This is a genomic window from Streptomyces sp. NPDC027962, assembly GCF_055566095.1.
On sequence record NZ_JBVHTA010000052.1, the window covers coordinates 29,662 to 41,474 of the forward strand.

Here is an 11,813-nt window from a genome sequence, read left to right on the forward strand (position 1 = left end):
CCCCGCCGGCCCGTCCCGGTCGGCGTCCGGCACGGGAGCCTACCGCGCGGCCTTCTTTCCGGACCTGGCTCCGGTGAGCTCCTCGTAGGCCGCGACGACCTCCTTCGCCGGGCCGTCCATCCGCAGGGTGCCCGCCTCCAGCCACAGGGCGCGGTCGCAGCTCTCGGTGATGGTCGAGTTGCTGTGGCTGACGAGGAAGACCGTGCCGGCCTCCTGGCGCAGTTCGTCGATGCGTTCCCGGCTGCGGCGGCGGAAGCGTGCGTCGCCGGTGGACAGCGCTTCGTCGATCAGCAGCACGTCGTGGCTCTTGGCGGCGGCGATGGAGAAACGGAGCCGTGCCCCCATTCCGGAGGAGTACGTGCGCATCGGAAGGGTGATGAAGTCGCCCTTCTCGTTGATGCCGGAGAAGTCGACGATGTCGTCGTAGCAGTCGTGGATCTGTGCGCGGGTCATGCCCATCGCGAGGCCGCCGAGGATGACGTTGCGCTCGCCGGTGAGGTCGGACATGAGGGCGGCGTTGACGCCGAGGAGGGACGGCCGGCCCTGCGTGTACACCTTGCCCTGGGCGGTGGGGAGCAGCCCGGCGATGGCCTTGAGCAGGGTGGACTTGCCCGATCCGTTGGAACCGATGAGGCCGATCGCCTCGCCTCGGTATGCGGCGAAGCTGACGCCCTTGACCGCGTGCACATCCCGCACACCGGGGGCTGCCCTCCGGGAGACTATGCGGCTGAGGGCGGAGGTGGCACTGCCCCGGCCGGTGCGTGCGCCGTTGACCTTGTAGGTGATGTGGACGCCGTCGACGACGACGGTGGGGGCGGGTTCGTCGGTTCGGTTGTCAGCCACGGCCGTAGCGCTCCTCAGCCTTCCAGAAGTACAGGAATCCGCCGGCGGCGCAGAGCACGGCCCATGCCAGGGCCACGGCCCAGACGTGCGGCGGCAGGCGGTCGGCGGTGAACGAATCGATGAACGCGAAGCGCACGAGGTCGATGTAGACGGCCGCCGGGTTGTACTGCAGCGCGAGAGCCACCGGATGCGGCAGGTTCCGGTCGCCGACGACCTTGTCGACCGACCACATCACGCCCGACGCGTACATCCAGGTGCGCAGCAGGAACGGCATCAGCTGCGAGACGTCGGGCGTGTGGGCGGCGACCCGGGCCATGGCCATCGACAGGCCGGTGTTGAAGCCGGCCTGAAGTAGCAGCGCGGGGACGGCGAGCAGCCAGGACGCGGTGGGGAACTGTCCGAAGCCGATGAGGATCACGATCAGCGCGCCGAGCGAGAAGAGCAGTTGCTGCAGTTGCTGCAGCGCGAGTGCGATGGGCAGCGCGGCGCGTGGGAAGTGCAGGGCTCGGACCAGTCCGAGGTTGCCGGAGACGGCACGGGTGCCGGCCGTGATCGAGTTGGCGGTGAAGGTCCAGATGAAGACGCCGGTGACCAGGAACGGCACGAAGTCGGGCACGTTGTCGGCGGTGCCGAGCAGCACGCCGAAGATGAGGTAGTAGACGGCCGCGTTGAGCAGCGGGGTCATCAGCTGCCAGAGCTGGCCGAGACGGGCCTGGCTGTACTGGGCCGTGAGTCTGGCGGTCGCGAACGCGGTGATGAAGTGGCGGCGGGCCCACAGCTGACGGACGTACTCGGGGAGGGTGGGGCGCGCCCCGCTGACGGTCAGCCCGTGGCGGGCGGCGAGCGCGGCGAGGTCGGTGGGGCGCGGCCCGGCAGTGGGACCTGCCGGGCCTGCGGGGCCGGCAGGGTCCTCCGGGACAGTGGGGCCCATGAGGCCTGCGGGTTCGGCGGCGGTCGCTGTGGTCACGGGACTCGCTTTCCGGGGTGCTCACTGGCCGTCGTGATGGTCAACGATGGAACGGCACCGTATCGTCGCTACGGGGAGGGTAGGACGCCGCGACGTCGGAACGCAACCGTTGCGTCCTCGCGGCGTATGCTCCTGCGCATGACGACCGACCCCAGAAGCCCACGACGCGCCCCCGCTGGAGCGGCCGTGCTCCGAGAGGATGTGACCGACGCCATTCGCGGCGCCGTCTTCGAGGAGCTCGCGGCGGTCGGATTCGCCCGGATGTCGATCGAGGGCATCGCGCGGCGGGCGGGTGTCGGGAAGACGGCGGTCTACCGGCGCTGGAAGTCCAAGCTTTCGCTCGTCCTGGACCTGGTCTCCGCCTTCGCGGCCGACGGGCTGCCCGCACCGGCCACGGGGTCGCTGTACGGGGACGTACGAGCGCTCCTGGAAGCGGCCGCGCACGCCCTGCGGCACCCGGTGGCCTCGCAGGTCATCCCTGATCTGCTCGTCGAGGCGGCGCGCAACCCCGAGATCTCGGACGCGATCAAGGCGGCGCTCCTGGACAGCCAGCGGGGCGTGGCCGCCCTGATGGTCCGTGACGCGGTGGCGCGGGGCGAACTCCCCGAATCGACGGACCCGGACCGGGCGTTGGACGTGATCGTCGGGCCGCTGTACTGGCGGCTGGTCGTGGTGCGGGGCGAACTGCCGGAGGGATACCTGGACGACGCGGCGCGGGGAGCGGTGGCGGCCCTCCTGGCGTAGGGCTCGCTGTGGACGCACGTTCCCGCCTGCGCCGTCCCGGTGTCCGGGGCGTCACCCGGATGGGCGAAGGGGGGTGACCCCGCTGCGGTGGACGGGTTGTTCTCCGCAGCAACCCCGCGCTTCTTGAATGGACGTGCCCACCATGCCGCTTCGGCTCAGCGTCGTCGTTCCCGTGTACAACGTGGAGGACTTCCTCGAGGAGTGCCTGCGCTCGCTCGCCGAGCAGAGCCTGTGTGAGCTCGAAGTCGTCATGGTGGACGACGGCTCCACGGACGGGAGCGCGGCGATCGCCCGGAGGTTCGTGGACGAGGACGAGCGGTTCAGGCTCGTCCCGCAGCAGAACGCCGGACTCGGCGCCGCCCGCAACGCCGGCACACGTGTGGCCCGCGGCGAGTTCCTGGCCTTCGTCGACAGCGACGACATCGTGCCGTCCGACGCGTACGGGAAGATGCTCGACTCGCTCGGCGCCTCGGGCGCCGACTTCGTCAGCGGGAACGTGAGCCGGCTGCGGGCGAGCGGCAAGATCCAGCAGTCGCCCATGTTCCGCGAGCCCATGGCCACGTCCCGTACGGCCACGCACGTCACACGGCACTGGCCGCTTCTCTACGACCGGATCGCCTGCAACAAGGTGTTCCGCAGGGAGTTCTGGGACCGGCATTCCCTCGCCTTCCCCGAGGGCGTCCTGTTCGAGGACATCCCGGTGATCCTTCCGGCGCACTTCCTCGCCGCGTCCGTCGACGTCCTGCACGACACGGTCTACCTGTGGCGTGACCGGGACGGATCGATCACCACACGCAGGGCGCGGCCGAAAGCGGTGCACGACCGCACCACGTCGGTCACCTCGGCGCGTGACTTCCTGGCACGGGAGCCCAAGTGGGCCGAGGGCAGGCGGCGTTACGAGCTCAGTGTGCTGAGCAGTGACCTCTGGCTGTTCATGGAGGCGCTGCCGGACGGCGACGCCGAGTACCACGGCGCCTTCATGGAGCACGCCGGCGCCTTCGCGGACTCCGCCGACCCGGCCGTCCTCGCGGCGCTTCCGCTGCATCTCCGCGTCAAGTGGCAGCTCGTACGAAAGCGCCGCACCGCCGAACTCCTCGACCTGCTCGCCTTCGAGAAGAAGCACGGGCGGGACGCGTTCCGCCTCCGTGGGCCGCGTGGGCGACGCGCCGAGTACCCCGTGCTCACCGCACCGCTGCCGCGCGGCGCCGACCGGCCTGCCCCCGGCGATCTGCCGGTGATGTCCGACATCACGGAGGCGGTGTGGCGGGACGGCAAGCTGCATCTCAAGGGCTACGCGTACATCCGCAACCGCCCGGCGGCGGAGCGGCGTCCGCTCACCATGGGCTGGCTGCGGGCCGGCAGGTGGCGGGTGGTGCCGCTGCGGCTGCGCGCCGCCGACGCGCCGGAGGCGACCGCTGCCTCGCGGCAGGGCCTGCACTGCTACGACCGGGCCGGTTTCGAAACCGTCGTCGATCCCGCGCGGCTCGACGGGCCGACCGCCACCTGGAACCTCGAGGTCGGCGTGTTCGGCGGTGGGGCGCTGCGCCGCGGGCCGCTGCGGATGCTCGGCAACCGTGCCGCCCCCGTCGTCCACCACGTCCGCGACGATCTGCGCGTCGTGCCGGTGCTCAGCGGCAACAAGCTGCGGATGAGGACGGAGAAGGTCGCAGCGCTGTGCACCGGGCACGCGGGGACGCCCGACGGGAAGGTACGCATCGAGGGCGCTGTGCTGGGCGGCGGAAGCGAGGCCAAGGCCCTGCGGCTGGAGAACCGGCACACCAAGGAGCACTTGGAGCTGCCGGTACGGGCCGCGGAAGACGGCACGTTCGCGGTGGAGGTGGCCGCGGAGTCCCTCGGCGGCACCCCGTGGGCGGTCCGCCTGCTGCGCGCCGACGGCAGCCGGGTGCCCCTCGCGATGCGCGACACGACGCCGACCGGCCGGTACCCGTTCGGCGACCGTGACATCGCCGTCGGCGCCGATGCGTCCGGCAACCTCGTCCTGTCCGGTCAGCGTGTCCAGCCTCTCGTCGACACGTTCGCCTGGACGATCTCCGGCGAGCTGGTCATCGAGGGGCAGTTCAACGAATCCGCCTTCGTGGCCGCAGAGTTGGTGTTGCAGCACAGCGCCACCCACGAGGAAGCCGTCGTCGGCCACGAGCCGCAGGGCGGCGGCCGTTTCCGCGCCGTCATCGCGCCGGGGGCCGTCGACGGTCCCGGCGGAGAGGTCCCGCTCGCCGAGGGCCGCTGGTACCCGTTCCTCCGTGAGCGCGGCGAGAGCGACCCGGACCGGTACGCCCCGATGCGGCTGGCGTTCGCCGCGCACACGACCGTGCCGGCCGTGCAGCGCGTCCGCGGGAGGGACTTCACCCTCACCCGCCGCCACCACGACCAACTCGTCCTGGAGTCCGGCCCGGTGCTGCCGGTCTCTGAGCGGGGCGGCTTCAACGAGCGCCGGATGCGGGAGAGGGCGGCCGTCCTGCGGGTCAGGCCGCGCCGTGACACCGTGCTCTTCAGCAGTTTCGACGGCCGCCAGTTCTCCGACTCGCCCCGCGCCGTCCACGAGGAACTGCTCCGCCGCGACACCCCGTTCGAGCCGCTGTGGGTCGTACGCGACCAGCAGGCGCGGCTGCCCGCCGGGGTCCGCGCCGTCGCATACGGTGGCGCGGAATGGCACGAGGCGCTGGCGACCAGCCGGGCGGTGGTGACCAACACCCAACTGCCCGAGTGGTTCGAGCGCGGCACGGACCAGTTCGTGGTGCAGACCTGGCACGGCACGCCCCTCAAGCGCATCGGCCGGGACCTGCTCGGCACGACCCAGGCCAACCGCGCGTACATCGAGTCGCTGCCGGGGCGCGCCGCGCAGTGGAGTCTGCTGGTGTCGCCCAACCGCTTCTCCACCCCGATCCTGCGGCGTGCCTTCGGCTACGGCGGGGAGGTGGTCGAGTCGGGCTATCCGCGCAACTCTCTGCTGCACGCGCAGGACCGGGCCAAGGTCGCCGCCTCCGTGCGGGAACGCCTCGGCATCCCCAAGGGGAAGCAGGTCGTCCTCCATGCGCCGACCTGGCGCGAGGACCGCCCCAAGGGGGGTGGACGCTATGCGCTGGACCTGCGGCTCGACCTCGCGGCCGCTCGGGCCGAACTCGGCGACAGCCACGTCCTGCTGGTCCGCAGGCACTATCTCGTCAGCGAGCGGCTGCCGGACACGGGCGGCTTCGCGCTCGACGTCTCGCGCTACCCGGACGTGGCGGAGCTCATGCTGATCAGCGATGCGCTCGTCACCGACTACTCCTCGCTGATGTTCGACTTCGCGCAGACCGGCCGCCCGATGCTGTTCCACACGTACGACCTGGAGCACTACCGGGACTCCCTGCGCGGCTTCTACTTCGACTTCGAGACCAAGGCGCCCGGACCGCTGATCCCGGACGGCGCGGAACTCATCGAGGCAATGCGCGCCCCGGCGGACGCCATGGCGCGGCACGCGGAGGCGTACGAGGCGTTCCGCCAGGTGTTCTGCGATCTCGACGACGAGCGCGCCGCCGCGGCGGTGGCCGACCGGATGCTCGAGGCGATCGGCTGACGCCGCCGTACGGGTGATTCACGCGCCGGGCAAGTGCCGAAGATCGCAGCGCAGTGAACTCCCCAACATTTAAGTGTGTTTATCGGTGCGGGATGTTGACGTTTCGGATTGCTACGTTCGGCGGCCATGGACCAGCGAATGCGAACGAAAACGGCGACGCCCGCGGTGCGGCGAGCAAGGACCGCCGTCATCGGCGTCTCCGCAGTCGCGTTCGCGGCCAAAATGGTCCTCGCCGCACTGGTGCGCGGGCCGGCCGACGTTCGCTTCTTCGACGCCTTCGCCGCCGCGATCGCCCAGGTCGGCCCGGTCCGCATCTACGAGCACCCGATGCCGCGGCTGCCCGTCTACAACCATCCACCGCTCGCGAGCTGGATGCTCCTCGGCTTCGACGAACTGGAGAAACTCGGCATCGCTTTCGGCGCGCTGATCCGCACGCCCGCGTGCGTCGCCGATTTCGTGTCCGCCGTTCTCGTATTCGAGATCCTGCGCCGCCGCCGCTCCCTGAGCACCGCCATGGCATGCGGAATCGGATGCGCCGTCAGCCCCGTCCTGTTCGCCACGTCCGGATATCACGGCAACACCGACTCGGTGGCCATCATGTTCGCGGTCCTGGCGGCCTATCTGCTCGCCGACCGGCGCTCCCCCCTTGCCGCCGGAGCCGTCGCCGCGCTCGCCGTCAGCATCAAACTCATTCCGGTCGTCGCGGTTCCCGCTCTCCTCGTCGCCGCCGCCCGTGCGGGCCGTCCGGCGCTGACCCGTCTCTGCGCGGGATTCGCGGCCGTGGCGCTGCTGTTGTGGGGATCGGTGCTCGCCACCGTGCCCGTGCCGCTGCGGGAGAAGGTTCTCGAGTACGAGGGCGGGCGGGCCCGGCTGTGGGGGTTCGTGCGGTTCGCGGACTGGGCGGGCGCGTCCGACGAGTTCATCCTCGCCCTGCACAGTGACTTCCGCCTCGTCTGCGTGCTGCTGTGCATGGCCGCCGGCGCCTGGCTCGCCTGGGAGCGGCCCACCGCCCCGGCCTACGCGGTCGCCCTGTCGCTGACACTGCTGCTCCTGCTCAGCACCGGCTCCGCCGTCCAGTACCTGGCCTGGCCCGTCGTCGGCCTCTGCCTCTTCGGACTGTGGGAAGGCCTCGGCTACGGCGTCGTCGTCGGCATCGTCACCGTCTGCGTGTACTCCGGCGCCAGCGCCGTCCGCTGGGACGACTGGGCGCTGCACCTCGCGGAGGCCGGCTGGCTGCTGCTCGCCGCCGGGATCGTGTCCGGCCTGCGCAGAGTGCTCGCCGAACCGCCCGCCCGGGGACCGGACGAGCCGGTGCCCGTCGTCGCCCCACGGACCGAGAAGCCCTTCCCCGCCTCATCCGTCAACTGACCGCACCGAAGACCCGCACCGAAGACCCGCACCGAAGACCCGCACCGAAGACCCGCACCGAAGACCCGCACCGAAGACCCGCACCGAAGACCCGCACCGAAGAAAGAGTAGAGAAGCCCCCGTGAAGGAAAGCCCCAGCCCGCGGATCGGCATCCTTGTCGTGGCCTACAACGCCGAGTCGACGCTGGAGAAGACGCTCGACCGCATCCCCAAGGACTTCCGGTCCCGCATCGCCGAGATCCTCATCCTCGACGACGCGAGCAGTGACGAGACGTTCACCGCGGGCTGTCGCTGGTCGCAGCTGGAGGGCATGCCGCCGACCGTCGTCATGCGGCACACCAAGAACCTCGGCTACGGCGGCAACCAGAAGGCGGGCTACGCCCTGGCCGCCGAACGCGGACTGGACATCGTGGTGCTGCTGCACGGCGACGGCCAGTACGCCCCCGAGCTGCTGCCCGAGATGGTCGCCCCCATCGAACGCGGCGAGTGCGAGGCGGTGTTCGGCTCCCGCATGATGCGCCCGGGCAGCGCCCTCAAGGGCGGCATGCCGTTCTACAAGTGGCTCGGCAACCGCATCCTCACCCGCTTCGAGAACGGCCTCCTGGGCTCCGAACTCACCGAGTTCCACTCCGGCTACCGCGCCTACGGCGTCGCCGCGCTGCGCAGGCTGCCCATCGACCGGAACACCGACGCGTTCGACTTCGACACCCAGATCATCGTCCAGCTGCTCGACGCCGGCATGCGGATCAAGGAGATTCCCGTCCCCACCTACTACGGTGACGAGATCTGCTACGTCAACGGCATGCGCTACGCCAAGGACGTCGTCAAGGACGTCCTCGAATACCGCCTCGCGCTCAAGGGATTCGGCACCTGCCCCTGGATCCCCAAGCCTGTCGAGTACGCCTTCAAGGAGGGCGACGGCTCGTCGCACTCCGCCATCCTCGGCATCATGCGCGCCATGCCGCCCGGCCGCGTCCTCGATGTCGGCTGCTCCGGCGGCCAGTTCGCCGAGCGCCTGGAGGACCTCGGGCACACCGTGACCGGGCTGGACTTCGTCGAGGTCCCCGGCGTCAGGGAGCGCTGCTCCGAATTCGTGCTGGCGAACCTGGAAGAGGGCCTGCCGCCGGACATCGGCGCCGACTACGACTACGTCGTCGCGGGCGACGTCATCGAGCACCTGTCCCGGCCGGAGCACGTACTGCGGGAGCTGCGCGAAGTGCTGTGCCCCGGCGGCCGGATGCTGCTGTCCGTGCCGAACTTCAGCCACTGGTACTCGCGGCTCCGCGTCGCCTTCGGCGCCTTCGGCTACGACCGGCGCGGCATCCTCGACGAGACGCATCTGCGCTTCTTCACCCGCAGCAGCCTGCGCCGCACCGTGCGGGCCGCCGGCTTCGACCAGCTGCAGGTCACCTCGACCGGCGCGCCCTTCTGGTCCGTGCTCGGCGGCGGCATCGCCGCGAGAGCTCTGGGCGGAGTCTCCCGGCTCCTGACCCGCGTGCGGCCGACACTCTTCGGCTACCAGTACGTCGCCGTGCTCACCCCGCACGCGGCGCAGACGATCGTCGCCGGGGAGCACATCGATGTCCAAGACATTCTCAACCGCCAGTATGTCCCGGCCGAGCAGGCCGGCCGAGTGGGCGTCGGAGCCTGACCCCCTGTTCCGACCGCCGCCCAGGAGGAAGACCTTGACCCTGCCCAGCCTGCTGCTGCTGCTCTTCGCGGTCTTCTCGTCGGCGGCCGGGCAGATCATGCTGAAACACGGCATGCGGTCGGCCGCCGCGGTGGCCGAACACAGCGGCGGGTCGCTGGTGATGCGAGCCGCGACGACCCCGTGGGTCGTCGTCGGCCTCGTCGTCTTCGGCGTCTCCGCGGTCGCCTGGATGTCGACCCTGGCCCAGGTGCCGCTGAACGTCGCCTATCCTTTCAACGCCCTGGGCTATCTGCTGATCGTGCTCGCCAGTTCCACCCTGCTGCACGAGCGGACCTCGATGTGGACCTGGGCCGGTTCGCTGATGGTGGTGGCAGGCCTGGTCACGGTGATGGCCGGTCAGCAGCGCTGAGCGTGCCTTCCGGTGCGGTGCCGTGCGCCTGGCGCGGCACCGCCGCCCGGTTGCGCTGCGCGGGCGGCGTCACCGGCAGCAGTTCCTCGCCCAGCAGCACATGGCGTACCACCCGCTCCGCGGCCCGGCCGTCGTCGAAAGCGCAGAAGCGCGCCCGGAAGGCCGCGCGCAGCTCGCGGTTGGCCTCGTTGTCCCAGGTGCCGTCGGTAAAGACCCGGATCAGCTCGTCCGTCGAAAGGGTCACGGCGCCCGGTGTGTCGCCGGGCGCGCCGGAGAGCAGGTCGAAGCAGACGCCGCGCACCGCACGGTAGGTCTCCCAGTCGGGGGCGTGCACGACGATGGGCCGGTCGAGGTTGGCGTAGTCGAACATCGCGGACGAGTAGTCGGTGACCAGGGCGTCCGCCGCCAGGTACAGCTCCTCGGCGCTCGGATGGCCGGAGACGTCGATGATGCCGGGGTGCGTGCCGAGCCCGCTGTCGTCGTGGAAGTAGTGGGCTCGGACCAGGAGCACGGTGTCCTCGCCCAGGGCCTTGGCGACGCGCTCCAGATCGAGCCGGCAGGTGAAGGTCCGCTCGTGGTCGCGGAAGGTCGGCGCGTAGAGCACGGCCCGCTGCCCGGGCCGGATGGAGAGCGACTCGCGGACGGCGCGGATCCGCTCGGGGTCCGCGCCGACGAGGACGTCGTTGCGGGGATACCCGGTCTCCAGGTGCCGTACGGCGCTGGGGTAGGCGCTCGCCCAGCTCTCCGTCGAGTGAGGGTTGGAGGACAGACTCAGGTCCCAGCGGTCGACCCGGTGCAGCAGATCCTTGAAGTTCAGCCCCTGCGCGGCCGCCGGATACCAGTGCTGGCCCACCCCCATGACCTTCAGCGGTGTGCCGTGGTGGGTCATCACATGGATCTGTCCCCGACGTTTGACGACCTGGTTGGGGAAGTTGACGTTGCTGAAGAAGTACGTGGCGCGGGCCATCACCGCCCAGTAGCGACGCGTGCCCGGTACGACATGGTCGATGCCGGGCGGCAGCTCGGCGGCCGCATTCTGCGATACCACCCACACACCGCGCACATGAGGCGCCAGCTCGGCCGCCTTGCGCTGGATCGCCGCCGGGTTGCAGCTCACACCGCGGTTCCAGTAGGCGCTGTAGACGGCGAGCCTGCGGTCCAGCGGCAGCAGCCGCTGGAACCGGTAGTGCAACGGAGAGAGCCTGCGAGCGAGTTGCTTGCGCAGCGCCGGCGGGACGGCCAGCAGCCCCCGGCGGATCGCGAGCGCCGCGTCGAGGGCCCGAAGCCGCGCGGCCCGGCCGCCGGTGAGCAGCCGCAGCCGCAGGGCCGCGAGGCCCTTGGGAGCCCGGTGCTCGCGCGGCCGGTGGTCCCGGTGGAACGCGGTAACCGCGCGGACGTACGCACGACGGCGGCGGGTGACCGTCGCGTATGTCTCCAGCAGTTCCTTCGCCACCAGGTCGAACAGCGGGGCGTGCACGGCGTCGAAGCCCGGCGTCCCCCGCAGCGTGCAGAAGAGCTCACCGAAATGCTCGACCACGTCGACGGGGCGCACCGTGTCCTCCGGCTCGGCGAGCTCCGGCACGTACCGCTGCTGCCGGTGTTCGACACAGGGGACGGGCAGCGCCGCGACGGTGCCCGCCGTCGCGAGCGTGCCGAGCGCGTACGTGCGGTCGCCGTACTGGCCCGGGGCGAACGACAGCTGCCCGGCCTCGTGGAACTCGCGGCGCACCGCGCGGTTCCAGCTCACCGCGGCCACCCCGAGCAACTCCGGGCGGTCGGCGAGCGTACAGACCTCGGCGCCGCCCGTCTCCGTCAGCAGCTGGAGGGAACGGCTGGGCTGGGGCGTGCCGCGGAACGGCGTACGGATATGGCCGAACAGCAGCAGGTCCGGGTCCTGCGCGGCACTGAGCCGGTCGGCGATGCGCTGCAGCGCACCGGGCAGCAGGATGTGCGTGGCCTCCAGGAACAGCAGGTAGTCGCCCTTCGCCCGCTCGGTCCCCGCGGTGCGCCGGCCGTCGGAGCCCGCCGGCTCCGCCAGGTGGACGGCGTGCACCCGCGGGTCACCGGCCGCGATCTCGTCCAGCAACTGCCCTGAGCCGTCCGGCGATCCGTCGGCCACCCCGATGATCTCGAAGTCGGCGAAGGACTGGGAGAGCACCGAGTTCAGGCACTCGCGCAGGCTTCCGCGCACACGACGGACGGGGACGACGACGCTCAGACGGGGCATGGACACTCTTTCTCGCGTTCTTGCTGC

At 70.9% G+C, this 11,813-nt stretch carries 8 protein-coding genes; 5 read left to right on the forward strand and 3 right to left on the reverse strand.

Annotated elements, in window-relative coordinates:
• Nucleotides 1–39: 39 nt before the first annotated feature.
• A complete protein-coding gene (locus tag ACZ4SA_RS32645) occupies nt 40–843 on the reverse strand; it encodes an ABC transporter ATP-binding protein (protein WP_468281529.1) in 804 nt (267 codons plus the stop codon).
• The gene (locus tag ACZ4SA_RS32650) at nt 836–1,774 is read right to left on the reverse strand and encodes an ABC transporter permease (RefSeq protein WP_468281544.1); all 939 of its coding nucleotides are present in this window, start codon (nt 1,772–1,774) and stop codon (nt 836–838) included. Before ACZ4SA_RS32650 ends, ACZ4SA_RS32645 begins: the two co-directional genes overlap by 8 nt.
• Nucleotides 1,775–1,936: 162 nt before the next feature.
• Between ACZ4SA_RS32650 and ACZ4SA_RS32655 the strand changes: the two genes are divergently transcribed.
• The 5 genes from ACZ4SA_RS32655 (at nt 1,937) to ACZ4SA_RS32675 (ending at nt 9,559) form a co-directional block, all read left to right on the forward strand.
• Entirely contained in the window at nt 1,937–2,554 is a 618-nt protein-coding gene (locus tag ACZ4SA_RS32655) for a TetR/AcrR family transcriptional regulator (RefSeq protein WP_468281530.1), read from the forward strand.
• Between the two features lie 142 nt (nt 2,555–2,696).
• On the forward strand, nt 2,697–6,131 hold the full coding sequence (locus tag ACZ4SA_RS32660) for a bifunctional glycosyltransferase/CDP-glycerol:glycerophosphate glycerophosphotransferase (protein WP_468281545.1): 3,435 nt from the start codon (nt 2,697–2,699) through the stop codon (nt 6,129–6,131).
• A gap of 138 nt (nt 6,132–6,269) precedes the next feature.
• Entirely contained in the window at nt 6,270–7,499 is a 1,230-nt protein-coding gene (locus tag ACZ4SA_RS32665) for a glycosyltransferase family 39 protein (RefSeq protein ID WP_468281531.1), read from the forward strand.
• A gap of 121 nt (nt 7,500–7,620) precedes the next feature.
• Nucleotides 7,621–9,150, forward strand: coding sequence for a methyltransferase domain-containing protein (locus tag ACZ4SA_RS32670; protein WP_468281532.1), 1,530 nt, complete (start codon nt 7,621–7,623; stop codon nt 9,148–9,150).
• A 34-nt stretch (nt 9,151–9,184) separates the two neighbouring features.
• Nucleotides 9,185–9,559: a DMT family transporter gene (locus ACZ4SA_RS32675; RefSeq protein WP_468281533.1), complete on the forward strand. Its 375-nt coding sequence runs from the start codon at nt 9,185–9,187 to the stop codon at nt 9,557–9,559.
• Here the strand turns inward: ACZ4SA_RS32675 and ACZ4SA_RS32680 are convergent.
• On the reverse strand, nt 9,531–11,786 hold the full coding sequence (locus ACZ4SA_RS32680; protein WP_468281534.1) for a bifunctional glycosyltransferase family 2 protein/CDP-glycerol:glycerophosphate glycerophosphotransferase: 2,256 nt from the start codon (nt 11,784–11,786) through the stop codon (nt 9,531–9,533). The two genes, ACZ4SA_RS32675 and ACZ4SA_RS32680, sit on opposite strands and share 29 nt — an antisense overlap.
• Nucleotides 11,787–11,813: the final 27 nt, after the last annotated feature.

Excerpts from the sequence above, each read along its gene's own strand:
- ACZ4SA_RS32680 (WP_468281534.1), bottom strand. The coding sequence starts at position 11,786 with ATGCCCCGTCTGAGCGTCGTCGTCCCCGTCCGTCGTGTGCGCGGAAGC.
- ACZ4SA_RS32650 (WP_468281544.1), bottom strand. The coding sequence starts at position 1,774 with ATGGGCCCCACTGTCCCGGAGGACCCTGCCGGCCCCGCAGGCCCGGCA.
- ACZ4SA_RS32660 (WP_468281545.1), top strand. The coding sequence starts at position 2,697 with ATGCCGCTTCGGCTCAGCGTCGTCGTTCCCGTGTACAACGTGGAGGAC.
- ACZ4SA_RS32655 (WP_468281530.1), top strand. The coding sequence starts at position 1,937 with ATGCTCCTGCGCATGACGACCGACCCCAGAAGCCCACGACGCGCCCCC.
- ACZ4SA_RS32665 (WP_468281531.1), top strand. The coding sequence starts at position 6,270 with ATGCGAACGAAAACGGCGACGCCCGCGGTGCGGCGAGCAAGGACCGCC.